At 52.7% G+C, this 24833-nt stretch carries 28 protein-coding genes; 14 read left to right on the top strand and 14 right to left on the bottom strand.

Annotated features, from left to right (window positions below; genetic code table 11):
- Window positions 1-39: 39 nt before the first annotated feature.
- The 5 genes from BM110_RS24915 to BM110_RS24895 all read right to left on the bottom strand — a co-directional run bounded on the left by BM110_RS24915 (window position 40) and on the right by BM110_RS24895 (window position 3885).
- Complete coding sequence (locus BM110_RS24915; RefSeq protein WP_093514339.1) at window positions 40-1209, bottom strand: DUF3800 domain-containing protein; 1170 nt, start codon at window positions 1207-1209, stop codon at window positions 40-42.
- A 61-nt stretch (window positions 1210-1270) separates the two neighbouring features.
- Window positions 1271-1639, bottom strand: a complete 369-nt coding sequence (locus BM110_RS24910) for a hypothetical protein (protein WP_093514338.1) — start codon at window positions 1637-1639, stop codon at window positions 1271-1273.
- A gap of 538 nt (window positions 1640-2177) precedes the next feature.
- Window positions 2178-2306, bottom strand: coding sequence for a hypothetical protein (locus BM110_RS29945; RefSeq protein ID WP_256575459.1), 129 nt, complete (start codon window positions 2304-2306; stop codon window positions 2178-2180).
- A gap of 286 nt (window positions 2307-2592) precedes the next feature.
- A complete protein-coding gene (locus BM110_RS24905; RefSeq protein WP_093514337.1) occupies window positions 2593-2928 on the bottom strand; it encodes a hypothetical protein in 336 nt (111 codons plus the stop codon).
- Between the two features lie 474 nt (window positions 2929-3402).
- Window positions 3403-3885: a transcriptional regulator gene (locus BM110_RS24895; protein WP_093514335.1), complete on the bottom strand. Its 483-nt coding sequence runs from the start codon at window positions 3883-3885 to the stop codon at window positions 3403-3405.
- Window positions 3886-4114: 229 nt separating this feature from the next.
- Between BM110_RS24895 and BM110_RS24890 the strand changes: the two genes are divergently transcribed.
- From BM110_RS24890 to BM110_RS24880, 3 genes are all read left to right on the top strand, one after another.
- A complete protein-coding gene (locus tag BM110_RS24890) occupies window positions 4115-4507 on the top strand; it encodes a DUF6957 family protein (protein WP_093514334.1) in 393 nt (130 codons plus the stop codon).
- 42 nt (window positions 4508-4549) lie between these two features.
- Window positions 4550-4996, top strand: a complete 447-nt coding sequence (locus BM110_RS24885; RefSeq protein ID WP_093514333.1) for a hypothetical protein — start codon at window positions 4550-4552, stop codon at window positions 4994-4996.
- 90 nt (window positions 4997-5086) lie between these two features.
- Window positions 5087-5470: a hypothetical protein gene (locus BM110_RS24880; protein WP_093514332.1), complete on the top strand. Its 384-nt coding sequence runs from the start codon at window positions 5087-5089 to the stop codon at window positions 5468-5470.
- Between the two features lie 41 nt (window positions 5471-5511).
- Here BM110_RS24880 and BM110_RS24875 read toward each other — a convergent pair whose 3' ends face one another.
- The 3 genes from BM110_RS24875 to BM110_RS24865 form a co-directional block, all read right to left on the bottom strand.
- Complete coding sequence (locus tag BM110_RS24875; protein WP_093514331.1) at window positions 5512-6120, bottom strand: hypothetical protein; 609 nt, start codon at window positions 6118-6120, stop codon at window positions 5512-5514.
- Window positions 6110-7240 (bottom strand): XRE family transcriptional regulator, encoded by a 1131-nt coding sequence (locus tag BM110_RS24870; RefSeq protein WP_093514330.1) that lies wholly within the window; start codon window positions 7238-7240, stop codon window positions 6110-6112. The genes BM110_RS24875 and BM110_RS24870 overlap by 11 nt, the downstream gene beginning before the upstream one ends.
- Window positions 7241-7424: 184 nt before the next feature.
- Window positions 7425-7892 carry a helix-turn-helix domain-containing protein gene (locus BM110_RS24865; RefSeq protein ID WP_093514329.1) on the bottom strand — a complete coding sequence of 156 codons (468 nt, stop codon included), beginning with the start codon at window positions 7890-7892 and terminating at the stop codon, window positions 7425-7427.
- A gap of 271 nt (window positions 7893-8163) precedes the next feature.
- Here BM110_RS24865 and BM110_RS24860 point away from each other — a divergent pair, with 271 nt between their 5' ends.
- The 8 genes from BM110_RS24860 (at window position 8164) to BM110_RS24820 (ending at window position 14601) form a co-directional block, all read left to right on the top strand.
- Window positions 8164-8724, top strand: a complete 561-nt coding sequence (locus BM110_RS24860) for a hypothetical protein (RefSeq protein ID WP_175538866.1) — start codon at window positions 8164-8166, stop codon at window positions 8722-8724.
- A 228-nt stretch (window positions 8725-8952) separates the two neighbouring features.
- Complete coding sequence (locus BM110_RS24855) at window positions 8953-9354, top strand: hypothetical protein (RefSeq protein ID WP_093514328.1); 402 nt, start codon at window positions 8953-8955, stop codon at window positions 9352-9354.
- Between the two features lie 85 nt (window positions 9355-9439).
- Window positions 9440-9904, top strand: a complete 465-nt coding sequence (locus BM110_RS24850) for a 3'-5' exonuclease family protein (protein WP_093514327.1) — start codon at window positions 9440-9442, stop codon at window positions 9902-9904.
- 826 nt (window positions 9905-10730) lie between these two features.
- Window positions 10731-11558 (top strand): pentapeptide repeat-containing protein, encoded by an 828-nt coding sequence (locus BM110_RS24840; protein ID WP_093514326.1) that lies wholly within the window; start codon window positions 10731-10733, stop codon window positions 11556-11558.
- A 397-nt stretch (window positions 11559-11955) separates the two neighbouring features.
- Window positions 11956-12291 (top strand): hypothetical protein, encoded by a 336-nt coding sequence (locus BM110_RS24835; RefSeq protein ID WP_093514325.1) that lies wholly within the window; start codon window positions 11956-11958, stop codon window positions 12289-12291.
- Between the two features lie 14 nt (window positions 12292-12305).
- Complete coding sequence (locus BM110_RS24830; protein ID WP_093514324.1) at window positions 12306-13265, top strand: MvdC/MvdD family ATP grasp protein; 960 nt, start codon at window positions 12306-12308, stop codon at window positions 13263-13265.
- Entirely contained in the window at window positions 13252-13932 is a 681-nt protein-coding gene (locus BM110_RS24825) for a hypothetical protein (RefSeq protein WP_256575458.1), read from the top strand. The genes BM110_RS24830 and BM110_RS24825 overlap by 14 nt, the downstream gene beginning before the upstream one ends.
- An 87-nt stretch (window positions 13933-14019) precedes the next feature.
- Window positions 14020-14601 carry a hypothetical protein gene (locus BM110_RS24820; RefSeq protein ID WP_093514322.1) on the top strand — a complete coding sequence of 194 codons (582 nt, stop codon included), beginning with the start codon at window positions 14020-14022 and terminating at the stop codon, window positions 14599-14601.
- An 11-nt stretch (window positions 14602-14612) separates the two neighbouring features.
- On the opposite strand, the gene BM110_RS24815 is transcribed toward BM110_RS24820, so the two are convergent.
- The gene (locus BM110_RS24815; protein WP_093514321.1) at window positions 14613-15410 is read right to left on the bottom strand and encodes a hypothetical protein; all 798 of its coding nucleotides are present in this window, start codon (window positions 15408-15410) and stop codon (window positions 14613-14615) included.
- A 242-nt stretch (window positions 15411-15652) separates the two neighbouring features.
- Complete coding sequence (locus BM110_RS24810) at window positions 15653-16204, bottom strand: hypothetical protein (protein WP_093514320.1); 552 nt, start codon at window positions 16202-16204, stop codon at window positions 15653-15655.
- 205 nt (window positions 16205-16409) lie between these two features.
- Between BM110_RS24810 and BM110_RS24805 the strand changes: the two genes are divergently transcribed.
- On the top strand, window positions 16410-16997 hold the full coding sequence (locus BM110_RS24805) for a sce7726 family protein (protein WP_093514319.1): 588 nt from the start codon (window positions 16410-16412) through the stop codon (window positions 16995-16997).
- Here BM110_RS24805 and BM110_RS24800 read toward each other — a convergent pair.
- Genes BM110_RS24800 through BM110_RS24790 form a run of 3 tightly spaced genes read right to left on the bottom strand, consistent with a single transcriptional unit; the run spans window position 16956 to window position 19480 of the window.
- Window positions 16956-18026, bottom strand: a complete 1071-nt coding sequence (locus BM110_RS24800) for a beta family protein (RefSeq protein WP_093514318.1) — start codon at window positions 18024-18026, stop codon at window positions 16956-16958. The two genes, BM110_RS24805 and BM110_RS24800, sit on opposite strands and share 42 nt — an antisense overlap.
- Window positions 18019-18885 carry an ImmA/IrrE family metallo-endopeptidase gene (locus tag BM110_RS24795; RefSeq protein WP_093514317.1) on the bottom strand — a complete coding sequence of 289 codons (867 nt, stop codon included), beginning with the start codon at window positions 18883-18885 and terminating at the stop codon, window positions 18019-18021. The genes BM110_RS24800 and BM110_RS24795 overlap by 8 nt, the downstream gene beginning before the upstream one ends.
- Window positions 18878-19480: a hypothetical protein gene (locus BM110_RS24790; RefSeq protein ID WP_256575457.1), complete on the bottom strand. Its 603-nt coding sequence runs from the start codon at window positions 19478-19480 to the stop codon at window positions 18878-18880. Before BM110_RS24790 ends, BM110_RS24795 begins: the two co-directional genes overlap by 8 nt.
- A 546-nt stretch (window positions 19481-20026) precedes the next feature.
- Between BM110_RS24790 and BM110_RS24785 the strand changes: the two genes are divergently transcribed.
- A complete protein-coding gene (locus tag BM110_RS24785) occupies window positions 20027-21124 on the top strand; it encodes a type IV toxin-antitoxin system AbiEi family antitoxin (RefSeq protein ID WP_093514315.1) in 1098 nt (365 codons plus the stop codon).
- A 1-nt stretch (window position 21125) separates the two neighbouring features.
- On the top strand, window positions 21126-22043 hold the full coding sequence (locus BM110_RS24780) for a hypothetical protein (protein WP_093514314.1): 918 nt from the start codon (window positions 21126-21128) through the stop codon (window positions 22041-22043).
- A 188-nt stretch (window positions 22044-22231) separates the two neighbouring features.
- On the opposite strand, the gene hrpB is transcribed toward BM110_RS24780, so the two are convergent.
- Window positions 22232-24754, bottom strand: a complete 2523-nt coding sequence (gene hrpB / locus BM110_RS24775) for an ATP-dependent helicase HrpB (RefSeq protein WP_093514313.1) — start codon at window positions 24752-24754, stop codon at window positions 22232-22234.
- Window positions 24755-24833 lie beyond the last annotated feature (79 nt).

Genomic DNA, 24833 nt, shown 5'->3' with positions numbered 1-24833 from the left:
CTCCTTTCAAAGTGAACGATTCAGCGATGCAGGCATGTCTCACTCATCCGCAAATGCCTCGAGCGCAGCGAGCAGCTTGGCTAGCTCAGCAAGGTTGGCAGTGACGATGTCATATTCTCCTCGACTGCTCAGCCGATACACATCGCGCGCTTTTTTAACGCGTTCGAGAAGAGGGACGACGATGCCGGATGCCCGCTCTAGGAAGTCGTTGATGTCCGCACGTGTCTGGGGAATTTTGTAGCCCTTCGCCGCACTTGTGATGATGACGTCCGCATCGCGGAGTTTGGCAATGCCACTGGAGCGGATTCTCTGGCCGTTGACCTCTCCCAGTCCGCTATCTTTTAGATGGGCCATGATCTCCGTAGTCAGCACGTAATCCTTGGTGACGAATTCGCTCTGGAATCTCAAGAACCTCAAGATGCTTAGCTGCAGTCGCTCATCTTCATCGGGGTGCTTACCAACGCGCTCGCTAAAACGGTCGGCCTGGCGGAGAGCTTCTTGGTGTACCTGGTAGTCTGCATAACCAGATTCATCCGTCGGCGGTGGCAGAAGAGACTGGTACTTGGATGGCCACTCAAGCATTCCAAGAGTCAGGCTGCGTAGGATCTTTTTGTAGGCAAGAACTGCTTCTTCCGAAGCTTTCTCTTCGTAGATCTGAGCGACTGAGCCAGCAAAAAAATCTGCAACCTGAACCAAAACGTTGTCCTTACTGGCCATCGTCTGGAAGGCATCCTTATCGCCAAATAGGTCGTCCACGAATCGCTCTGCAACGTAGCTTTTGAGGCTCTCCTGAAATTCCCGGCCACCATGCTCGTCTACGATCATCTGAAGGTCTGGGTATGCACGGAACAAACGATCATAGAGCAACCCGTTCACGTATTTTATGAACGAGGTCTTGATACGTAGGCCGCCGTCTTTATGAATTCGGGATTTATCAACGACGGTGAAATAAAGCTTGAATGGCAGTTCGGCTAGCTCGTTGAGGATCCTGGCACGGCGATCTGAATCCTTGGGCTTCAGATTGCTGGATTTGATCTCGCCTGTTTGAAAATGACGCTTGCGGAGTGCTTCAGCTTGGGCATAAGCAGCGCCCAGGTCTTTCTCTGCCACTAGAATGGAGCACACGATGAAGAAATCCGAGCTTCCACCTTTTGACGTGTCTAGGTCGGAATTCCCGGACTCATCCACGAAGGCATACGTTCTGTCCATGAGCTTGCTCCATCAACAACGTACTGAGCGCAGTGGGTCGCCCAATGGCAAGGTGGCGAACTTAGTTCGTCGCAGTGGTAGTGCCTGGAGCGGGGCCTTCGCTGAACGTGTAGTTGATGACCACATCATTTCGGATCAAGACGTCGAGAGTTTTCTGAGTGCCCGTAGTCGTCACCTTCATGGTGACCACGTAGCTTTGGGCATGGGCTGAGCCATTGGTGTAGGTGTAGATCCACTTTTCGTCAGTCTCGCTGACAGCACTCTTGGCGTAGGGCTCACCAAACGGGGACTTCAACTCAGTAGTCGTCGTTTTGCCTTTGGTGATGCTCGCTACACTGGCCGACGGAAAGTCTCGTCCTGCGGTGTAGTGGGACGTAGCGCAACCGCCAAGTGCGACACAGATCCCCATTACTGCGATGAGCTTTTTCATATCCTTCCTTGATCGTAGAAAGCTCCAAATCTAGCTGGCATCGAGGCCAAAAGCCATCACCACCTTGATCACCTGCGCAGGCGCTCGCCTACAGTGCACTACACACATAAGTAAACGTGCTTTTACCCACGGTCACCAGAGTAAAATCCCCGATGTCTTGAGCTTAAAATCATGGGGCAAATATACTTTCGAGTGGGGCAATGCTCTCAGTTAGCAGCCGACTGGTCGTGCTTTCTAGAGCAGCCTGCAACGGCTACTTGCGGCCAAAAGTTATCGTTCAGTTTATTTGTGAAACAGGGGCGGTTCAGTTATCAGTAGAGTTGAAAAAACTTTAAGTAACTAGCCTAGAGCATATCTAGAAATCGCAGTGTAATTCAACTCTTGGGAAATACCGCAATGATTACATTCGATATGTCTTTGTAGCGCTCATAGAACGCGTGGTGATTGCCAGATAAATTGAAATTACAGGCTATGCATCCATTCCCTAAAAACTCCAATGACAAAAGCTACCATTAGAGTAGCTTCTGTCAGCGAAAACCTATTTTTTTGAAGGCTTGCTAGGTTTCAAGTCGGGGTTATTTCCTTGCGTGTCTTTATTGTCACGACGACGCTTATCAACTTCTCCAGTTGATTTGGCAATCGGTTTTGGGCCTGGTTTAAGCGCCATAAAATCTCTCCTTGATGTTAATATTATTTTTAGTTGTTGCGTGACCATCCTATTGGTACTGACGGATACTTTCAATAGGCATGAGATGCTTGATGTTAGCTATGTGAAAAATTGAATTAGCTTTGGCGCCATCTACTGGAACTCAAACGGCAGGCAACGTATTGATTTTACGTTCATTGGTGCGACCTTGCAGCTAGACTGCACCTCCAAAATCATTCGAGCACCGCCAATGCGCACCGGCCTGCTAGGCGCACGACGCTCTACCCAAGCAGCCCGGCTGCGTCTTCTACATCGATTTAACCGATACCACTTCCACATACTTGTACTTCTTCCTGGCAGCTTTCACAGCCTCCTGCTCAGCAAGCAATGAGCTCAACGTATCAGCCTCGTGAATCAACTCGACCATTTTCCCCTCAAACTCGTTTCCAACGCGTAACGTGACCCTCAGCCTGGGCGTGAATGCTTTTGCCGTTTTCTTCTTGGCTGCTGGAGCGACCACCGATTTCGCGAGCACAACTTCTTCCACTGGCTCCTCTACTACAGGAGCAGACATCTGCTCCTCGGGCTGAGGCGTACCGAATAACGCACGACGCATTTCTTCTTCAGTTAATTCAGAGTTCATAGAACATCTCAAAGGGGGCGGTAATCAGCTCGACGAATTCTACTAGGATGGCTGCTCCAGCGTGTCCACTGGAAGCATGTATGAATCACCCGTTGCTTGGCCTACATTCCTAGATCAACCTCAAGCCTGGCACCCTTCAAGCTGGGCGGCAGCTTTTCGACTGGCATGGCCTTCAACAACTTGTCGGCGAGATGCTCCGCGTGAGCCGAATAGATCGCGATCCTGTCTGGCTCAAGCGGCCTGTAAGGTACTACCGCACCGACAGATACTTGGGCAATTCTCAGTATATTCAGCACGTCATTGCCAATGTGAAGTCTTTCCAGATACTCGACGGTTGCGCGGGCTCGCGGCTCTGCCTTTGACCATAGTTCGACAACAATGTGATGAAGCCCTACGGGGCCAAGGTGTTGCAGAGCAGTCCTCCACAGCAAACCTTCTTGGGACATTTTCAGCCTGGTGCTGGTCATTCAAAAATCACTGCTGCTCGGGCTTGGTTGTTTTCAAATACCTACGAACAGTCGCCTTAGAAAGTCCCAACCTTTCCGCGATCTCAGCGACAGGTGTTCCCATCTGATTTAATCGATTGGCCTCAATGGCATTAATAGCCGCCTCGGGACGAGCCGGTCGACCAGGACGTGGCTTCCCAACCCGAGCCTGCGACTCAATCTCAAGGTCAATCCCTGCCTTTCTGATTCTTGCCAGCTGCTTCGAAAGACGTTTTTGACCATCTTTAAATGACTCGTGATTTTGCATGGAGGTCGCCATAAGCAGGAGCGTAGCCGGATCGAGGTCTAGGATCCCGGCGAGCTTCACCAAGACATCGAGTCCGATACTTACTTCACCCCGCTCAATCCGGCTGAAATGAGAGCGCCCGAGGTTGTTGATGTCCTCTTGGGACAAACCTTGGCCTCTGCGAATCCCACGAACCACGACAGCCAGTGCTTCTGCCGCATCCATTGGTTATTCCCCAATCAAATCTGAGGATAGAGCCACACTCCGCAGCGTCATAACACGCCCAATTAGGTTCATTATGATTGCCTTAGGGCTTATGTAGAGGTTTAATAGCCTCATCCACGCGCCACGGCCATTAGAACGCAACGCTGCCGTGGATCAGCCAAGCCATCGTGAACGGCGGGCAGAGAGGGTTGAATTGTCAATTTGATGGTAATTACTGAGAGGAAGCCTTATGGCTAGCGTTGAAGAGCCCGAATTTATGAAGGGGCCACGTACACCACTGGAAGGCCTGTCGAGCAGCTCTGAAGCGCGAGCGCTGGCGAACCAACGTTTTCCCGAAAAGCCTTACTGCTTGGTTCGAGATTGGACAATATTTCGCATTGAAGTCACTCGCGACGAACTCTTCAAATGCCATGCAGCGGGCCAGCTCCCGATGATCCTGTTTGCTCATAACGTGGCCGAGGACAGCCAAGGCCGTTTCGAACGCGGCGATTGGGTTCGTTCAAGCATGTGCACCGGTCTCCACGACGGTGTTGCGTTCGAGACCAGAAACTCTGTTTACGTATTGATTGGCCCTGGTCATGAACAGCTCGCAAGCCTGAAAGACGTTTTCTCCCTCTTCTAACCTCCGCTCTATATCGGAGCCCCTTCAGGCCAAGGACATACGATGTTTAGAACACACGACGCCGATATGCTGGGCTTACCGGGCATGTTCGGTGAGGGTCAATACCAATGGCATCAGGTATCCAAAGTGCTTCGTAATCACTGGTATCACGTAACTGTCCAGGCCATGTACGAGGACAGAATTTCAGAGGCGGTTCTGATGATCGACAGCGAACCACGGCTTCAGCAACTGCTGATTGCCCAGGACGCGGAGACGATCATCACAGAGGTGCAAGTAGTCACACCTGCCCACATGAATGGCACGGGAGTTTGGCGGATGGAGAAACTGACCAAAGTGACGCTTGGTGAAGACCAAAACGAGTGTGTTGTGTGCCTGCTGGAGGTGGAGACCGGCTCCAAATACCACAGCTCTCACCAACCGGGCTTCAGTAGCGATGCACTGAGCAACCTTCGTCCGATCTATCACGCGAACATGATTCGTACAGCCTGAGATTTACCAAGAATCCTGCACGATACCAGCACAGATGGTTCCGTGAAGATTTCCTGGTAACGCCATACGGACTGCGAAAGGAACGCAATTATGCTGAACACAATTGATGTAAATCTGCATGGAAAACGACATACAGATTTCGATCTCGCACGAATCCTAAAAGCACAAGCGCAAGGCTTCGACAAACCGATAACAGCCTATCTCTGCAGAGTATCCATAAAGGCTCGTGCTGGATTAGGAGTTGTGTTTGGTCACAGCCGCAAAGACCAATATGGGCGGTTTGGTGATGGTCATCTGATCCGGACTTCTGACGTGATTAAGGCGGAGCGCGATGGCCGATTTTGGGTACTGACCACGGTGAACTCCAGGTACGTCCTCGCTACCTTCCAGAGAGGAAATGGACGTGCGAGTCTTCACCAGTTTCTGCGATTGTCAGACGGCCAACACCATCTTTCCCCGCACTTACTGCAGTAGTGGCGCAGCCCTCAACGCCCTCATTCTGCGGTACGCCTTTTTCAAAGCAAGGCATCGAAACCAGGTGTCTTGTTGGAAGCATGGATGTTCAGCCTGCACTGCAGCGCCATACCGTAAGCTGTCTCCAGATGCGTAGCCAGCGAGCCACCCATTTCGATATGTTGAGATAAAACCACCTGGTGATCTGCATCTGTAAGGACATTGGTGAAAATGAGCCAGGAATGCATGTGTGGCGTTGTCTGGGTTATCGCTTGAGCAACACTTTCTGAGAGAGCTCTGGCCTTGCGATCATCAGTGATGAAGGCTTGGCGGATTCTGCTTGCGAAGGCGATTGACGACAGCTCGCCTTTTCCGAGTTTTTTTCGGCTTTCAAGGTCTGCGATGGCTTGGAGATCGTCAATGCTGCAGGAATGGGACGCGAATTTGCCCTTGGTCTGCTCTTGCTTGAGGCGCTCTCTCAACTCGAGGTCTGCTTCGGTGGCGGCTGTGCGGGGCTTGACCAGGCATTCGTATAGGACGAATCCAGTCATGCAGAACTCACACTTGGCTTCTTGAGCTGCCGCATACAGTCGGCGCGAAGACAAAATGTTCCACACCGAGCAGGTGTCGGCCACATTGATCTTGTGGAATTTCGATGGATCAATAGCCATGTATTGTCCTTCCATATAGAGAGGCAAGTGCTGCCAGTTCGCCATAGCCGCAGAGAAGAGCTTCGGCGAGCCTGCCGAGGCTGATGATGCCTTGGCTATGTGCGTCCAGGCAAAGCTTCACGTAATGGTCGGACAGCCCGCGTTCGAGCAGAGCGACTTTTCTCGCGCGTTGCTGGAGGGTGAGGCTCTCAGGTAATTCGGGGTCTATCTTGGCTTGTCGAGTAACACGGTAACCTCGGATTCGTCGACTGGTTTCAATGTCAGCTCGCTTCGCGGCCTTCAAGGCTATACCCAAGGCGTCACAGCTCACTCGGAACTTATTAGCCCATCCTTGAGCTTCCTCTTCAGACCAGGTAGTTGGGTCAGGAAGCAAGCTGAGCGTTTCTGGAGGCATGAGGTAACAGGAGGCGAACCTATTCGCCCGCACCTCCCGGATGTCGTTGTCTCCCGGGATGGTTACGCTTGCCCCTTCTTCACTGTCAAAAATGCAGTGAGCCATCTCGTGCGCTGCACTGAATCGCTGTCGGTAAACGTCCTCGGTGTAGTTAACTAAAATGCATTTGCCAGCGACGGGGTGCATCACAAAAAGGCCTGAGATTTTGGAGTTGGCTAGCTTTCTCCGGAACACGTGCACACCTACCGAGCGAAACTCGGAGTAGATGTCGCGGGGCACCTCTCGGTCGGTATGACCCATTTGCTGGCGAAATGCCTTTGCCGCGCCTTCGGCATGAGCGAGGAAGTAGCTACCCCGTGGGGTATAGGCAAAAGTATTGGCAGCACCACGGAGCTCTTGGGTTAAAAATTCCTCGGTTTCGCAGAGGTATAGAAACTCTTGAATGGCAGAGCGATCTTCCTTCGAGAATTCACGACCATGCGCCCGGTAGAGCGTTTCAGTTTGCTCAAATGGTGCGACCTGCTCGTTTGAGATGAAAAACTTGAAGTCGCATCGATAGTAGTCGGCAAGGATCAGCACCTCGTCTCCAGTAGGTTCCAATGCACCTTTCTCGATACCACTCAAACGCTCAACGTTGATGGCGGTGAAGGCTGCGACTTCGTCAACAGTTCGCTGAAGCTGGACACGGTAGCGTTGAAGCTTGTCGCCAAGGGCCTGGAGATTCATGCGTTGTTTGACGTCCTGTTAGGCGATGCTCCGAGACATCATAGTCGGTTTTCCCAACGAAACACCGCACCTACATGTACGGATGACGTCGCGTAATTGAGCTAGCGCAATGAAGTCGTTGTGGATGGTGAAAGTTGAAGTCCAGCGGCCTGCATGGATCGCGGATCGCTGGTGACCTGCTGGCTCAGGTATTCCAGTATTTCTGGACGGTACTTCTGGCAATCCCGAGCTTTTCCGAGATTGTTTTCCTATCGAAACCTTGCGCTTTCAAGGCCCGAATAGCGTCCGCGTTGAGGGGCTGCTTGGGTTTTCCTTGGGAGCGCTTGATGAGCTTGCCATCGCTAAATTGCTCCTCTACCAACAGCCATCCCCCGGACATCTCGAATTCACGGATTCGCAAGGTTGCACGCTGCAAAACCTCAGAAGGAAGTTCGTCACCCTGCGCTGCAATGGCCAGAGTGACCATCGTCAAAACGTCGAGGCCTAAGTAGCCAGCGATCTCGTCCAGTTTCTCCAACGTCGGAGTCGTCCTGGCCTGCTCAAGCTTCCCTACATTCGTTCTGTGCGTTGCACCCGCCAGATCCTCGTAACTCAACCCTTGGTGTGCACGGGCTCCGCGTAATGCCCCCGCCAGCGCTTCCTTCAGATTCATGAGTCGGATCCTCAAAAGCGAGGATAGAGCCATGGAGAGGTCGTTACGATAAACAGCCTATAGTGATATTATCGTGCCATTCGATCAGCTTAAGCCGGCTACGAAGTCAAAACGGTGCTGTGTCAGGAGTGGAGTTTGTCATGCGAGAAGGGAGAACCGACGCATGACGCGGCAATGACGCGTTCGTTATGTAGGGCTTCATCCTCATGGGTTGCTCTGACCGGTGTTTGAGATTGGCGTTATTTTTAAAGTGAACCAGGGTTAGTTAATAATGAAATTTGATTGCGCAAAGTTTTCTGAAAAAGTTGATAACATCAGTTTCGCTAGGCCCATGAGAGGTGGTTACAGACTGATGCTAAAAATAGACGGGGAAGTTATTCCAAACTTGGTTGTGCCTAGCAAGTTTTATGAAGAGCTGGAGGTTGGTCAGCAAGTAACTATGTTCGGGATGTTCAAGAACAGCAAAAAAAAAGAAAAAAATGAGGGAGTGCTGTATGGAATGAAAGCTGAAGGTGGGAGAGCAAAGTTTGCCACTGACATGAGGCTTGGAGTTCCAGCGATGCTTGCATTCTATGCCTGTCTGGCGTTTTGTCTGATGTTCGTCGTCGGGTGGGCTGCTTCACTTGCACTCGTAGCTGGGTTCAGCAGTGAATATAACCCCGGCGCAATAATGCATACGACCACGGTTTTCGCCTTAGTTGAGGCATCTTTAGCCGGTTTGTTTTTTCTGTGGCGAGCCTGGGTGATATTCAGTAAGACATCTAATCCTGAGGCCTGGGAAACGATTACGCCCGCCGCACTGTCGAGTCGATTCAGTAAGTTTCACAAGTGATAACGCTCCAGCGCTTGACGATATGTGCGCGGCCTAATCTACAAGTTTTTTAAAATCTCAGCGCATGCTGAGACCCCGTGCGATTTCTAGCAGAGCAAGCGGAGCGCGCAGGCGTGCTGGATGAAAGCCCGTAGGGCCGAGACGTGGCTTGCTACGGCTCGGTTCACGCCAGCCATCCGCCGAAGGCGGCACGCCATAAACACCGCCGCTTTGTGAAAGGAGGCTGAAATGACCTGCGATTTGCTCCGCGAGCGCGAGAGAACTAGGCGAAGGGTTCTGTGGGCCCTTGCATGCCTCCGTCCTGGTGACTCCAATGCATCCGACCTCCTCGCCATCCTCGATGATCTCGATGACCAAGAGCGAAACGACACCCCTTGTAGCGATAAGCCACTCGAGCTCATTGAGGTTCGTAACTCCGTCTCGGTGATGCGTCATAACTCCGGAATCGACATCATCTTGGAGCGCGATATCCCGCAGCCCTGGCGAGAACGCTTTCTGCAAGCGAGCATCGGATCAACCAAAATTCCTGATGGGCCCTACGCCACAGACTGGGATAAATTTCTGACTGAATGGGAGTGTGAGATGCAGCATCTGCAAAATCACCGAGTTGCACAGGCTGCTAACAGCTAGAACGGCTGGTTCGAGCGATGGCGGCGCAACCACACAAGCAGTCGGTGTAGCCGCTGAAAATCCACTCTAAAACAGGAGCAGCAAGGTGGAGCGGCCTTCTTTTTTTATCGATTTCGAGGCATCAGGGATAGCCCCAGATAGCTATCCCATTGAAGTTGCCGTCGTGTCGAGTGAGACCTCCTTCAGCTCGCTGATCAAGCCAGTCCGGTACTGGACGCACTGGTCGTTCGATGCGCAAGACATGCATGGTCTCACTCAGGATCATTTGCTTCAGGAAGGTGATACCCCCCACACCGTGGCGGAACTAATGAATCAGCTGTTTTTAGGGCAAGTGCTTTGCAGTGATTCACCTCAGGACGGTTTTTGGCTCGATGTGCTCTACGAGGCAGCAGATCTGATACCCACCTTCGAGCTGAAGCCACTGGAGGTGTTCGTGGGCCGGGAGGCGGCCAGTGAAATCTACCGCCTACTGCCAACAATCAGGCACCACCGCGCACTCCACGACGCAGCTGCTTTGATGAACGCCTGCCGCGCTTTTTTCGAAGCTTGAACTATCAGGGGTGGTTACCTCCTCTTAGCTATTCGAGAGCACTGAGTCCTTTGAGCTTTGGATGTGCTCAGCTTGTGTCACCGCTCGTACCGAAGGCAGGTGATCACGCCGCCGCGAAGGCATGGCAAGCGGAGCACGCGGCGTGCAGGATGGAAGCCCGAAGGGCCGAGACGCAGGCTCGGTGCACGACAGCCCATCCCCGAAGGGGCACGCCCCAACGTCAGACCGTATGAGCTGGAGGCGAAGACCATGCTACGAGGATTTTCCGATGGGAATGTCGGACGATGACGACACAGTATATTGCGACGTTCAAATGCCTTTAGCTCAGGGCCGTTAGCTTTTGCAGCTGATAACGGCACTTAGGGAGTCGAATGCCCATCCGAGGCTCAACAGGGTTTTCGAACGCATGCAGGACGAGCTCAGCACCTCTATCGATATTCATCGTCCTGGAGCTCATGGGGCCCGACGCACCACTGACGATACGCGCTGGCAACATGACGTCCAACCCGCGACCATTTTTCAAATATCGCTGGTTCATTATCACGATAAAGATGTAAGCCTATCGACGCGTCGGACAGTCCATTCACAGGTCACGGATCCGCGACTGCCTTCGCAAGGGCGGTCTTGCACTCAGCCCTTATGTTTCGGGTGCGATTCCAGGCTTGACGGTGACTCACTTTTTTCTCAGTATGAGTTCGCGCCATAGACGGTGGCGTTCAGCCCTAGCTAGGAAAAGCCTCTGCACCGTCGCTACAAAATCCGCCTTCTGCCACCTTGAATGGTCAGCTGATACTAGGGCTTAGCGTTGACCGTGAGAGGCTAGGCTATGAACTTCTCTGATACTCCTTCGCTTGCTGCTTTCAAGTCAGATGCTACTGTCCTGCTTCATGAGCTGCGTAGTTGCTGTCGCACTGCATTAGACAGAGCAGTTAGTGCTCAGTTGATCAGCTCGGCCCCCGCCAATCGAGACATCTGCCTGCGTATTCTTGCTAAAGAATACGGTGTGACATACAAAAAAATTGTCGCTAGAGATCGGATGATTTCGCGATATGCGGCTCATTGTTTTTCTGAAGGCTTTTGGCGGCAGCCCTATGAGGGAGTGTTTCGCCGAGCCAGATTTTTATTGCAGTTTGATGCGCTTATTGAGTGCCTCCGTGACCAGGTTCCTCTCGCAGTAGCTGGGGACAAACGGGGCGTGGATTTTAGTGGGTTCCATTTCAGCTCGTTGCTATTCAGCAGAATTGGGTGTGTTCTCAAACGCAAGAAAGTCCCTGACTTCAGCTATCTTCAGGCACCAGGGAGCCTCGTGCACTATGACTGGTTCCAGGATGTCCAGAAGGCCAGTCACTCGAATTTCAGCAATGCAAAGTTTTACTCGATTACCGCAGACCCTGTAATTCAACCAGGTGCCTACGGCTGGGAAACGGACTTCAGCCAAGCGGATTTGAGAGGTGTCGATCTTCGTGGAGCATACCTTCGAGGAGCCTGCTTTTTGGGGGCTAAAGTCGACGGAGCGGATCTACGCAATGCAAATATCAACGAGTGCATATTCACCGGGGCCAGGGGGGCGTTCGTGAGTGGCGAAATTCTTTATCACAATTGGGACGTCGGCCCGAAGGGAGTTATCCCTTGGCTGCCAGACGATGAGATCTAAATCGTAAAATCCTGGCTTCTGATGCCCCGCTCACGAGCCCAGATTGAACTCTGGGCCGTGGGCCGACGCAGGTGCGATGTGATTAATGGTGGCGCTGTTCGCTAGCTCCAGCAAAGGCTAGGACGCGTAATCCCAGAAGGTCACGTTTACCTCTATGCTGGCCAAATGGTATGGTCAGACCGTTGTCGCCTTTCGCGACTTGCCGGCATTAGGAGAAGCCAGCTTGGGAGCTCTAGCAAATTCGTCTGGAACCTCGCCGTATCTTTCGAGATTCGCCACTCCAAGGACTGGGGAGGACAGAATCCCTGGCTACTACTCTTCTGAGCTCAATATGTGGGCCATCGAGTCACCAACGGGGGTAACTCCGATCATCGCTGATCGAGCTCTGAATGAGCTCATGACTAAGACCAAGGTCAACGCAGAGCAAGATGATGAAGCGGGTTGGCAGGTCGAGTTGTTGACCAAAACCTATCAAAAGGTTGAGAGCGACGATGACGACCATGGTCGCTATCGAGCGCAATTCTCCGCTGATCGCTCTAGCCAGTCGCTTCGTTCCGACTCCTGCAACCACCTGCTGCAGCTTGTGACAAAGACCGATGCGAACACAGAGCGCGATGACCGTTGTGAGGCCAATCATATTCTCGAACTGATCACCAAGACGAATGTCGAGTTGGAGCGTGATGACAACGGCGATCCTACCTTCGGGCTTGATACTCGTTACTACACCGACTGACCTGGAAGCGCCTCATGTTGCTGCTGGTTACCAACCGTCGTGACATCACGATGGATTATGTTGTGGCAGAGCTCCGTCGACGTGGCCAGCCTTTCATGCGCTTGAATACAGAGCTACTCCCACAGGCGCTATGCTCGATGGCAGGATATCCTCGCGATGCATGGTCTATCTCGCTGGATGGTGAAACGGCCCAAGGCTCGCAGATTTCAGGTGCTTATTTTCGGAGACCAGGTGCGCCGGCTGTATCTGACCAAGTAGTGGATGCAGGAGAGCGGGCCTATATAGAGGCGGAGTGGAGCAGCTTTCTCAAAAGCTTGTATTCACGCTTGGAGGGTCGCTGGCTTAACTCACCTACCAAGATCTTCATGGCTGAAGACAAGCCAATGCAGCTTCTTCTCGCTCAAGAAATTGGCTTCAATGTCCCCCAAGCATTCATAACGAACGACATCTCTTCGGCACGAGCCATCACGGTAATAAGTCAGGCCATTAGTAAGCCGCTTCGCCAGGCTGTTCTAACGGGTGAGACAGAGCGCGTTATCTTCACTTCTCGCCTGGGTACGCTTGAGGATGATCAAGCCCAAGCTATCGCAATGACTCCGTTCATCGTCCAGGCTGAGGTGCTCAAGCAATACGATGTGCGGGTCACGGTGGTCGGTGAGCGTGTCTTTGCCACCGCTATTTGGTCTCAAGAGAACCCTGAAACCGAGATCGATTGGCGGCAGGGAAGTCGTCCTGACCTTCGTCACGAGAAAATCAGTCTTCCGGAATTGGTGCAGGAACAGTGCGTAGAACTTGTACGTCGCCTTGGCCTGCGCTATGGGGCTATTGACTTGATAAGTGATCGAACAGGAAAGCTGTGGTTTTTGGAGATTAACCCTAATGGTCAGTGGGCTTGGATAGAAAACCTTACCGGGTATCCAATCGCCTCGGCAATCGTGGATGAGTTGACGGTGAATACGGTTGTCAAAACTTAAGGAACGACTTCAATGGTTGTGGCCAAGCGTCATCCCCCTGACACCAGAAGAGCAGGCTGAGGATGATGCGTGGGCGAGCCAGCTAGCTTCATCTGTCCAGGAGAGCAATTGGTCTAAGGACGGCGAGGTAGTGCTGGAAGAATCGCGTCGCCTGTTCGATGCAGAGGTTGACCGTCGTAAGGGAGCTGATGCCAAGGCGGGTATCTACCTGGCTGCGATCACTGCGCTGATTCCTGTTCTGGTCTCACTGCTACCTACCGTTTGGAGTGACAAGTCCAGTAAATGGCTGGGCTGCCTTGGATTGTTCATTTTTGGCTGGGCTGTCGCCTATTTGCTGAGAGCCGGAGCGTGGGCATTCCGTACGTTACAGGTCGCGGGCTTTGCTCAGCTAGGCCCTGGAGAGTTAGTAAAGAGCTGGAACAAAAAGACACCGAAGGCTGCACTGGCCAAGGAGCTATCTAGCGCTGTGCTCTACAACTACCCTCTGGTAAACAGGAAGGTCACCGGTATCAAAATGACTCATGAATACCTTCTTCGGGCATTCTTGAGCTTTACCATTCTGTTAGTTCTGCAAGTGATTTGGCCGGTAGGGGCGTGGATTTTAGTAGAGGGCAAGAAACTAATTAGCCCGGACGCGTTATCACCACTGATCATGTGCTTTGCCTAAACTGCGGATTACACCACCAAAGGATCATTATCGAGGTGCGCAACTCCTAACAACGCCCCCTCAATCATTGATAACAAAGGACGATACATGAACCAGACAGACCCTTGGATGGTCACTTACAAGGATTTTCAAGGTTGCACGGAAAGACTGACTGATGAAGTGGATCGGTTAACGACCCAAACTCGTGCAGCCACAGCAGTGCTCGAAAGTTCAGCCAAGTATACGGAGCATGTTGAAGCTGTCGGTATGCAGATCGCGCAGCAAGTTAAGAGCGCCGAAATGGCTTGGTCAAGAGCAGACGAAGTCGCCGCTCATGCGGCGAGACAAGCACATGCTGCAGCCTTCAAAGGCGTTGAAGACTCGATTAAATCGGTTGTTGACGCTGTAGGTCGCTCAGCTCATCAGAACGAAAATGCTGCCGAGCAAATTGAACAATCAGCACGCCAAGCAAGGGGATCGATTTACTATCTGTCAGCAGCTTTTCTCGCCATAGCCGCGCTCGGCGTTTTGGCAGCCTTGTACGTCAACAGTAGTCGGGATTCTGGTCTCGAAGCAGAGGTAAGACTCAGTGCAGCGCGTTTCGATCTGCTATGGGGTAATGCTAAGCCTGACGAGAAAAAAAAGATCGTCGAAATTATCCAGCGACAGCCAAATGCGGTGACTAAGTAGTAACCGCACTACTACATCTGCATGCCTCGATTCGATCTCTGTAGATAGTCGGGCTCGGGCTCTGGTTTAGGCTCGTATCCTGGTCGGCGGTCATATTCCAATTTGTCGGGCTTAGCCGCCAACAGCAAGGCAAGATGATCGAGTCCCCGAAACCGTCCATGTGCATACCGCCCCGGACTGTTTGCATCACCCGGTACGAAAGCAAACACCATGCCCTCGAGGGTCGAAGCGTCTCCTTGAGTGCCTCCTGCAATCGCAGCGAGCTCGTTCACATAGGTTTTGAATCGATGGATACTGCCGCCGATTAAGCGGGCGCCTAGGAATCCATCCAGAAAGGAAGTCGTTGAAAAGTCAGCGACTTTTTTGAGACGAGGCTTTGTGACCATAAACGGCGCGACCTGCAGCGCGTAATGATTCAAGAGCTCACTCTCTTCAATAAACCCCTCTTGGCTACCTGAGATTGGAAGGTAGCTAGTTGCCCCCCAGCAAATGTAGTGAAAGTCCAAGCAGCGCCTTAGCAGGTCATCCCGCACCGCTAGGTGGTCAAAAAGGGAGCGTCGCAAAGGTTTCTTTGCCTCGGAGCGTATATCTAAAAATGATGCTTTGAACTCGACCAGCGCAAACCGTGCATTGGCCGCGATCAAATAATCGGCAAATATCTTATCTTGTGATCCCAGAGTTGTGTCAGCAAAACCAGTTGAGCTTTTATCCGGTGTGGTATTTGAGAATCGCTGACGTAGCGCTGCTGAGAAACGTAAAATGACATTCTGTTCTAATGCGCGCAGAGCCGTCTGATCATTTTGATGCAATTAGGTTTCCATCCCTTTCCTGACTTTTGCTGCTTCAAGAGCCATCGCTGGCAGGTCATACCTATACTACGCCAACATCTACAGCCTTACGCTATATGCCGCACTCGTGAAAGGCTTGGTGGTGGGTAGCGAAAACTCACCCAGCGATGTAGAGGGGATACATCCCCTCTGGCGGGGGTGCGCACTTTAATATTCGTAATGCTCCAGCGGAACCGGACGAGCCTCTTTGTTTAGTCTGGTCATCAAACCGCGGCGTTCCAGGCATCCATCGCCTCAGTGACAGTCGCATACCAATGGAGCTCACCAACCTGTAGGGCATTCGCAATTTGCCTGTGGGTATTGCCGTCGACCCAGGTAGGGAGACTCTCTAGGGCTCCTGAGAACAGATTGGCTGTCGCGACAGAATAGCCACCGGTACTCGTAGACTGGAGACATACATAGCGCACAGCAGAGCCACTGGGCAACCGACGCCAAGCCACGACCTCGATATAGTCCAGGGCACCCTCTGGAGCCTCTACGGTGGGGCTCGTTTCCTGTTCCAGCTGGAGGTCTGCCGCTGCTTTGAATGGCCTGCTAGGCGCTCCTGGTTTGTGGACAAGATGCTTCAACTGCTCACGTGCGGAGACAATCTGCTCATGGAGCTCTTCTGGATCGATAAACATCCCTCCCTCTGGAGTCACCCGGAGGGTCTTGAAACTGTTCGCTGCCTGGATGAACTCGCGCTCACGCTTCTGCTCCCAATCGGGACGGCGGTCGGGAAACAGCTTGGTGATTAAGCGATGGAGATTGATCATATGGTGCTCCGGTGACGCGGGTGTTAGCTAAGGCACCCCGGTAGGCTATCACCCAAAGCCTTCCCACTCGAAACGATGACATCTGAAACAGCCCACAGGCGCCACGGCTTGTCGGTCAGGAACGTGATCCGGCTGGATGAGCGCACTCCACAACTGGGAGGTTCATAGGCTAAAATGTTGCGTTTGTGCCCGCCTGGAGCTCTGAGTGCTCAGAGATAAAGAAATCCGAACCGCTTTAGTTGACCACTTAATGAAGCGGTCGCCTAAACCTGCTCGCGTGCTCGAAGAGCTCACCATCGATAATGGTAATGCCATTGCCGACGTAGTTGCCTGCTATCGGGAGATGCACTGCTATGAAATCAAAGGCGAGACCGACAACGTTCGCCGGATTCTGTCGCAGTCAGAGTTCTACTCAAGGTCGTTCCCCAAACTGACTTTGGTAACAACAGAAAACCATGTGCGTTGGGCAATGGAAAAGATCCCTGCCTATTGGGGCATCATTCTCGCCACACCTGGCAAAGAAAGGACAATGTTGCGTTACGTCCGCAAGGCCGGCACCAACCCAATGTTCTCCAAGAGAGATGCCCTTCTCATGCTCTGGAAGGCAGAGCTGACGGCCATTGCGACTGCACACCCTGAAGTGGTCTTCAAAAAATCTTTCAACCGTGACGCTATCGCTGAGCAAATCAGCTATCAGTTGAGCCGGGACGACGCCCTGGCAGGAATCCAAGGCGCCCTCATCGAAAGGCGCTCAAATGTTGTTAACTACGAAAGTGATGTGAGCGGCGGTTGAAGTCTTAATCCAGCTACCTAGCGAGCCCGTTGATTTAGACCGCACCGCAGCCTTTTTACTTCGATCATGGATATAGCGCTCACCAAATGAGTAGGTAGGATCTCTAAAAAACACCTGATCCACCAACTTATCGGAAATGTCAAAATACTGTGTATATTTATGTGTTTTGAATCGCTTACCGCGAGCTATGAAAAACTTCTCGTGATAGGTATAAAACACCTTCGGCGCAGAGAGACCACTGATTAGTTCAGGCTCAATATCGGCATCCGAGTATTCCGGACTGACAATTCCGTAGTCCCCAAACAGGACATTACTGTAAGCCGGCGAGCTATTGATTGAACGCCAGAGCAAATACTCCTTTCGATCAATATTAACCTCATTACCAGTCTTGACCAGCCCGCCAATTGAGGCTGGGACAACAGACCCGCTCATCACCACGGCAGTGACTTGGAAATCCTTTTGGAAGCCAGCCAAGAAACGTTCAACTTTCTTTTTCGTCTCGACGGTTTCTTCGATAATTCGTAGATCGAGAAGTAATACGACAGACTGTGGGTTAGCAGCTGCCAGATCGACCCAAAGCGCGTTCAAATTACTTTTAGTGAGATTATAGCTATCCAAATCCATCATTTGCAGACGAATACCAACCTCAGTACCTGGCCGCGCCTTCACAAATTCTAGAGCGGCCACATTATGGTCTGGATGGCGATCAAACGCTAGAACAGGAATAATCGTATAGTCCGAAAGGTAATTCAGGATAGCCCTATACTGCGACACTCCACCAAGATCAATGGTGTCATCAATATCAAAGTTATCGACAAAGAACTTATACGAGATGGATTTCTTGCGCCCTGACTTGAGATTTTTCCCCGCAATTCTCAGGCGCTCCAGAACCTCTCCCTCTGTCATCACAACTTCTGACCGAGGAACGTCATACATAGGTACTATCTGATTACGAATCGCATCATCCAGCACCCCAACGCCTTGAATCTCATTCTGTTTGAATTTCAGGAAAGGTACATATTTAATCATTGGCGAACCCGAAAGCGTTTTTAACGTCCATAGAGTGATGCAATTCAGGGTAAAGCTTGTAATTCTTGGCTTGGTGGCGAATCATCCCGGCCATGATGGAAGGGTGCACTTCAGCCTTAACGCAAACATCCAGAAGTTGTTTCTTGTTGGCCCTGACATTCCAGGCAGTCCGCCAGTATTGGCGAGAGACCAAGCTGTCTTTGGCAATGATGTTTGCCTCGACTTCGCGATCAGAATCGTTGTCTTCTTCGAGGTCGTCCAGGATCGGATTATCGAGATAATCGTAATGCATATGGATATGGGCAAGCTCATGCATGAGCGTGAACCAGAAGTTATCGTAGCGGTTGTAACGAAGCGCTATTCCAACAACTGGCGTACCCTGCGACAACTTGAAGGTACACCCATCCATTTTCATCGACTTGAAGCCCGGCTCCACCACCAGGAGCACGCCGTAGGACTCGGCCAGGACATCGACCAGGGTGGTGATGTTTTCAGGCTTGAGACTCAGGAGCGCGATCTGCCGGAGATGTTGAGCGCTCAAACCCTGAAAATCAGGCATCCTCCGGCTCAGCACAGCGAACTTGGACTTCTCATTGATCAGCGACAACCACGCCTGGATCTTGGTCTCTTCCGCAGAGTCATTCTTGCGATAGAGCACGGCCTTGTTGTTGGTCGCGTTGAGGGCGAGCCGAATGATGAAGTCGTCATACGCCTCACCGGGCCGCGCATGCGTCTTGGCATCCGCTGGCTTCAGCGCTTTCTTCAGGTTGGACAGGGCCGCCGTGAACTCAACCGCAGCATCCCGCGAGGATGGATAAACCTCGAAATCGCCTGGAAGCCCTTCTGGAGAATCAGACATGATGAGCCTCCCCTGCCAGCTTCCCAGCTATCTCAGGGGGCGCTTCGAAGTAACGCAGATTCTCTTTATCGGCATCAACGTCGTAATCGATCATACCCAGGTAGCGGTAGTACCCCTCCGCAGTCGGCAGCGAGTGCAAACAAAAACCTGGCCGGTAGCCGAGCGTGTTGATGGCGAAGTGGGAGGCGTGGGCAATCAGGATCCGGCTGACGCTCCCGAACTGCTTCACATAATTCGGTCGGTCTCGATTCCAGTACGCGGAAGCAACGTAGTCAATGTAGAAAATGCGCTCCCCATCCAGACGGCTCTCCTTGGGATGGTAGATGACGCAGGTCGCCTGGATCCGCCCCTGTGCACTCAGGAAGAACCAGTGGTAATCATCGCTGCGGAAGGCAAAGGCTTTGTCCAGCCAGCTCCAATGGAAATCTGACAATCCATAGGTGGGCAATTGATCAAAAAGCACATTGGGGTCGTCTGCGGCAGCAGGGAAGTCTGCCATCAGCTGCCTCATGATCTGCCGCTTCTCAGCGTCCCACTGCTCGCTGAGCTGGAATACATACATAGGTGCCAGCCCCTGATGGATCAGGTAAGGCACATGCTGTCCTGTATGGCGGCACTTAAGCGTAGGCTCAGTCATCAACGCGCCCATCGCTCAAGGCGCAGCACTCGGCTAGTCCGAATGGCGTCATGTGGAAATCCCTCTCCGTATTAATGGCGAGATGATGCCACCAATGATCGCTGGCTTCAACGCTCGGCTTATGGCGTCAAAATCCCATTGGCAACCATTCTAGACGCTCACTCAACCTCCCCAACCATGGCACAGTGCTGCCTGGGTCGCGATCTAGATTTTCTTGATTTCCTGTACAGGAAAAATAGGCGAAACGCCGAATCAAGGACTTATTTCGCTTGATTTCCTGAACAGGAAAAATAGCCGAAACACCGAATCAAAGCCCCGTTTCGCTTGGTTTCCTGAACAGGAAAAATGGCCAGAATACCGAATCTAGGCCTAGTTTCGCTTGATTTCCTGTACAGGAAAAATAGGACAACCACCGAATCAAGCATTGATTTTTTTAAAATCTAGCGTAGCTTTAGGCTAAGAAATGGACGGAGGTTCGTCCAAGCTTTCGGTGCAGGGGTAGCAATGAATTACGATTTCGAAAAGCATGAACCGCTGATGAGCGCCTTCGCTGAGGCAATTGAGGAGGCCACAGGATCAGCGTTGTCAGCTATCAAGATCAATCCTGAGGGTGAGCCTTGGGAGCCGGATGCCATGGGTCGCCTGAACACCCCCGAGGGCGACTGGCGTCTCGTGTTCTCCATCAAGAAAGAAGCGTATCCACGGGACATCAAAGATGCCTTGTGGGATCTGCAGGGGCATCAGAGCCGAACGAGGAATTCTTCTGACATGGTGCCAATTTTCCTTGCCGAACACATCAGCAAAGGGGCGCGTGACGAACTCAGAAACCGTGGGGTGAGCTTCTTCGATGCGAGTGGCACACTGTTCTTCAAGCATCGAAACTGGCTAGTCAATATCGAAAAAGGTAAGTCTGCGACCAAAGGCACACTCCGAGAAGTGGATGTGTTCAAAGGTTCACGTGAGAAAATTATCCATACTCTGCTTCATATGGATAGGGACTGGTTTCATGGTCAGCAGGTGGTTGAGCTTTCCCAAACATCTGGCGCTACCGTGTCTAATTTGCTCCAAGAGCTTGAGCGTCTTGGCTGGGTAGAATCCCAAGGAGAAGGACGGCATCGAATTCGCCGGCTCATCAGGCCTACCGAACTACTGGACGCCTGGGCCGAAGTATGGGTACAACGCAAGCAACAAACTTCACGCTGGTATTTCTTCTGCCAAAACCCCAAAAGGCTTGTCGAGGAATTGTCCTCAAATATGAGCTGGAATGGTCGTGATCAACGAGATGGTTTGTCGGTAGCATTCACCGGCGCTATCGCTGCCAATCGTCTGTCCCCCCTACTCACTCATGTCGATATTGCAGAAATCATAGTACCGACAAAAGCTGAGCGAGTTGCTGAAAAACTTAGTCTAAAACCAGCCGAAAAAGGTGCCAACGTTGTTTTGATCGAGCGCTCAGGAGCTAGTGAGCTCTTCCAAGAGTATTCGTACAATGAACAAGCCTGGTTTGCGAGTCCTTTCATACAGTACCTTGACCTATTAAATGGCCGTGGACGAAACGCAGAACTTGCGGCCCAATTTCGTGAAGATATTTTAAAGGTGTAACGTGGCAGTAGAAGCTAAACCACAGTCGGCTGATGGATACAGTGCTGCACAGACACATACCTGTGAGCAAGTGCTCGTCACCCTCCTCAGCGCCTTCGGTTCACTGAAGGATACCATCCGCCTGGTAGGCGGGTTGGTGCCGAGGTATTTGACGCCTGAACAGTACCCAGATGTGCCGGCCCACTTTGGTACATCGGATGTCGACGTTGCGCTTAATCTCTCCGTGCTCGCATCCGGAAAATATACTTCTCTGTCCAAGCAACTGCTGGCTCGTGGATTCAAGCGGTGGGTTGATCCAAAAAATGGCTGGGACACAGCATGGCGGTGGGAGTATCAGATTTCTCCCAAGCAAGTCGTTTTGGTTGAATTCCTCAGAGGTTCAACCGATGACTGCCCACCAAGCAAGATTGCTGCACTCGATGGCGAGGATGTTTCAGCACTGTCAGTAGAGCACATGGAAATTGTGCATGACTGGTACGAGTCGAGAAAAATTGAGGCGGAAATGCTCGGTGATCGTGGCGTTACTATCGAGACCGTACATTACGCTGACGTCCCGGCATTCATCATCCTCAAAGCTTTGGCATTTCACAGCCGCGCAGAGAAGAAAGACTCGGGCGACCTGATTCATGTGATGCGCTATGCCGGCACTCTCGAAGATGTAGTGGGCCAATTTGTTGCGCGTGCGAACTCTGGCCTGCATCCAGAGGCCGTCAAGGCATGCCGGATCGCATTGAAAGAGAGATTCTGCAGCACCTTGAAGACAGAGGGGCACGATCTGATTGGGCCTAAATCGTATGCTCAGTTTATGCTCGGAAAAGGGGCAGATGACGAGGAACTTGTATCCGAGGCGCGTTATGCGTCGGGCCTCATCGAACATTTCCTGAAGTTGCTTGAGCGTGATCTCGGGCCAGTTGAATAACTAGCCTAAAACCGCAGAAAAACAGGCAGCTAGGTCGAAACGGCTAGCGGCCTGGTCTAAGCACCATGCTGAAGAGTAAGCGGAGCGCGCAAGCCAGGATGGCTGAAGGCGTGAGGATGGAAGCCCGCAGGGCCAAGACGCCAAGGCGGCTTGGTTCACGACAGCCGTCCGACAGGCACGCCCAAACCTCAGGGCTTCCTAGGCTTCGCTCTGGCAGTCGCCTCGGCTACCAATGGATCTTCAGGCCAATGGTGCCTTGGGTATCGTCCCTTAAGATCCTTCTTCACTTCCAAGTAGGTGCTACGCCAAAAGTTCGCAAGATCCTGGGTAACCTGCACAGGCCTACGAGCCGGCGACAGGAGATGTAGAATCAGCGGCTGCTTGCCCTGGGCGATGCGAGGAGTTTCTGCTAGACCAAACAGCTCCTGCAGCCGCACAGCAAGGATGGGTGGATACTGCGAGTAGTCGATACGGATATTCGAACCGGAAGGCACCTGGATCGCCTGAGGCGCCTGAGCCTCCAGTTCCTGTGGAAGCGGCCAAGGCAGGAGGTTTCTGACTATCGACGACAGATCAAGCTGGCTGAAGTGGCTGAGCCTCGTGACTCTGCCCAAGTACGGTGTGAGCCACTCTTCGAGAGTATCGAGGAGGTTGGCATCGCTGAGATCAGGCCATTTGCTTTCTACCTGGCCATTCTGGATATCCAGCTGACGCAGCAGATCAACCCGCGATTGCCACTGCCGCAGCTCGGGATTCCAAGGGAGGAGCTCGATGCCCTTGCGCCTCACCAGATTGACCAAGGCTAGCGAACGAGCTTGCTCATCAAGGCTTGGCAGAGGTGTTGTAGACAGTACCAACTGTCCCACCTTTAGCTGCCGCTCAGCCTTGAGCGCCCCTTCCCTCTCGTCCCAGTCAACCTCATCGACAGACCTCACAAGGTCAGCCAGCTCGTCATCAAACAAAGCCGAATCGAGATCACTCGCCAGGTAGATCCGCTCCTCCCGCTGACCTTGCCGGCTACCCAGGTCGGCCACTACTAGCCACTCATGTTTGGTGAGAGCATCGGGCTCTGAAAACACAGCAGCCCGCCCATTGGAGAGACGGTACTCAGATGCACTTGCACGCCTCTGGAGACCGATTCGGTCAGGGTAGGCGAATGCCAGTAGGCACCCTACCCATCTTTGGTTATCGGGCTCGCTGACAGGGTGAACGGCTCTCCCACGCAGCAGGGATCGATACTGCCGAGCAGACTGCTTCACTCGCTGGAAAGATCCACCGCCTCGACGTGAATGTTGCTCGCCTGACAAGGCACTCAGCCTGGTGTGAAGGTCAGCACCTGCTCCTCGCAAGATGTCCTTCTCACCAAGCAGCGCCGCGATGTTGCACGCCAGGTCATCCAAACCCATCACATTGCCTTTGATGAGCATGTGAGCGATCCGTGGATGCGCTGGAAGCTCGCTCATGGCCGATCCATGCGATGTGAGCTGCCCAGCATCATCAAGCGCTCCCAGGCGCTTCAGCAGGTCTCTGGCTTGGGCGAAGGGAGCTGATGGAGGTTGGTCGAGCCAGGTCATCTCATCCGGTTTCATTCCCCACCGGGCCAGCTGGAGCGCCAGAGGTGCAAGATCCGCCTGCAGGATCTCTGGGGTGCTGTACCCGGCCATTTGCTCGTGCTGCGACTCCGACCACAGCCGATAACAGACACCGGGCTCCAGACGACCTGCCCGCCCCGCACGCTGGGTAGCGCTGGCCTTCGAGATACGCTGCGTGTCGAGTCGGGTCATCCCACTGCGAGGATCGAACTTCGGTACTCGCTCAAGACCACTGTCCACCACTACCCTGACCCCTTCGATGGTCAAACTGGTCTCGGCGATGTTCGTGGCCAGCACGATCTTTCGGGAGCCTTTGGGTGCAGGGTCTATCGCAGCACGCTGTGCGTTCAGGTCGAGATCTCCGTACAGCGGGCATACGATCACCTCTGGGCGGCTGCTCATCTGCTCCTTGAGGGTCTCTGCCACCCGCAGAATCTCAGCCTGTCCAGGAAGGAAAACCAGAACGCTTCCAGACTGCTCGTTGATGGCTGCCAAGCAGGTGTCCGTGACTCGCGCATCGATTCGCTCGCTCGGCTGATATGGACTGCCCCAAACCGTTGAGACCGGATACATCCGCCCTTCACTGGTGACGACAGGCGCATCGTTCAGTACCTTTGAAAGGCGAGCACCTTCCAGTGTTGCGGACATCAGAAGCAGTTTCAGCGGAGGCTCATCGCGCAGCAGTTCGCGGCCACTCAGGCAAAGGGCCAAAGCAAGGTCGGAGTCGAGGTTTCGCAGGTGGTACTCATCGAAGATGACCACGCCCACACCATCCAGCGCAGGGTCATCCTGGAGACGGCGAGCCAGGATACCTTCGGTGACCACTTCGATCTGGGTGCGCGGCCCTACCTTGCTTTCAAGGCGAATGCGGTATCCGACCGTCTCGCCAACCTTCTCACCTAATTCACTCGCTAATCGCTCAGCGGCAGCCCGAGCAGCCAATCGACGGGGCTCGAGCATGATGATCTTCTGGTCACCAAGCCAAGGTTCGTTCAGCAACGCCAGAGGCACTCGGGTGGTCTTACCCGCACCAGGTGGTGCTTCAAGGATTACTTCGTGACGGTTGGCCAGGGCCTCTCGTAGGTCTGGCAATACGAGGTCAATAGGTAGAGAAATCATCGAGGCTCCCAAATCAGGGAAGCAGTATACGCTGGGCGTTGAGTGATGATTTGGACTTGAGAGTGCCGGTCAGGATCAG

It is taken from the genome of Pseudomonas sp. NFPP28 (assembly GCF_900115535.1).
Taxonomy (GTDB): Bacteria; Pseudomonadota; Gammaproteobacteria; order Pseudomonadales; family Pseudomonadaceae; genus Aquipseudomonas; species Aquipseudomonas extremorientalis.
This window is presented reverse-complemented; position numbering and strand designations above follow the sequence as displayed.

Excerpts from the sequence above, each read along its gene's own strand:
- BM110_RS24915 (WP_093514339.1), bottom strand. The coding sequence starts at position 1,209 with ATGGACAGAACGTATGCCTTCGTGGATGAGTCCGGGAATTCCGACCTA.
- BM110_RS24910 (WP_093514338.1), bottom strand. The coding sequence starts at position 1,639 with ATGAAAAAGCTCATCGCAGTAATGGGGATCTGTGTCGCACTTGGCGGT.
- BM110_RS29945 (WP_256575459.1), bottom strand. The coding sequence starts at position 2,306 with ATGGCGCTTAAACCAGGCCCAAAACCGATTGCCAAATCAACTGGAGAA.
- BM110_RS24905 (WP_093514337.1), bottom strand. The coding sequence starts at position 2,928 with ATGAACTCTGAATTAACTGAAGAAGAAATGCGTCGTGCGTTATTCGGT.
- BM110_RS24895 (WP_093514335.1), bottom strand. The coding sequence starts at position 3,885 with ATGGATGCGGCAGAAGCACTGGCTGTCGTGGTTCGTGGGATTCGCAGA.
- BM110_RS24890 (WP_093514334.1), top strand. The coding sequence starts at position 4,115 with ATGGCTAGCGTTGAAGAGCCCGAATTTATGAAGGGGCCACGTACACCA.
- BM110_RS24885 (WP_093514333.1), top strand. The coding sequence starts at position 4,550 with ATGTTTAGAACACACGACGCCGATATGCTGGGCTTACCGGGCATGTTC.
- BM110_RS24880 (WP_093514332.1), top strand. The coding sequence starts at position 5,087 with ATGCTGAACACAATTGATGTAAATCTGCATGGAAAACGACATACAGAT.
- BM110_RS24875 (WP_093514331.1), bottom strand. The coding sequence starts at position 6,120 with ATGGCTATTGATCCATCGAAATTCCACAAGATCAATGTGGCCGACACC.
- BM110_RS24870 (WP_093514330.1), bottom strand. The coding sequence starts at position 7,240 with ATGAATCTCCAGGCCCTTGGCGACAAGCTTCAACGCTACCGTGTCCAG.
- BM110_RS24865 (WP_093514329.1), bottom strand. The coding sequence starts at position 7,892 with ATGAATCTGAAGGAAGCGCTGGCGGGGGCATTACGCGGAGCCCGTGCA.
- BM110_RS24860 (WP_175538866.1), top strand. The coding sequence starts at position 8,164 with ATGAAATTTGATTGCGCAAAGTTTTCTGAAAAAGTTGATAACATCAGT.
- BM110_RS24855 (WP_093514328.1), top strand. The coding sequence starts at position 8,953 with ATGACCTGCGATTTGCTCCGCGAGCGCGAGAGAACTAGGCGAAGGGTT.
- BM110_RS24840 (WP_093514326.1), top strand. The coding sequence starts at position 10,731 with ATGAACTTCTCTGATACTCCTTCGCTTGCTGCTTTCAAGTCAGATGCT.
- BM110_RS24835 (WP_093514325.1), top strand. The coding sequence starts at position 11,956 with ATGACTAAGACCAAGGTCAACGCAGAGCAAGATGATGAAGCGGGTTGG.
- BM110_RS24830 (WP_093514324.1), top strand. The coding sequence starts at position 12,306 with ATGTTGCTGCTGGTTACCAACCGTCGTGACATCACGATGGATTATGTT.
- BM110_RS24820 (WP_093514322.1), top strand. The coding sequence starts at position 14,020 with ATGAACCAGACAGACCCTTGGATGGTCACTTACAAGGATTTTCAAGGT.
- BM110_RS24810 (WP_093514320.1), bottom strand. The coding sequence starts at position 16,204 with ATGATCAATCTCCATCGCTTAATCACCAAGCTGTTTCCCGACCGCCGT.
- BM110_RS24800 (WP_093514318.1), bottom strand. The coding sequence starts at position 18,026 with ATGATTAAATATGTACCTTTCCTGAAATTCAAACAGAATGAGATTCAA.
- BM110_RS24795 (WP_093514317.1), bottom strand. The coding sequence starts at position 18,885 with ATGTCTGATTCTCCAGAAGGGCTTCCAGGCGATTTCGAGGTTTATCCA.
- BM110_RS24785 (WP_093514315.1), top strand. The coding sequence starts at position 20,027 with ATGAATTACGATTTCGAAAAGCATGAACCGCTGATGAGCGCCTTCGCT.
- hrpB (WP_093514313.1), bottom strand. The coding sequence starts at position 24,754 with ATGATTTCTCTACCTATTGACCTCGTATTGCCAGACCTACGAGAGGCC.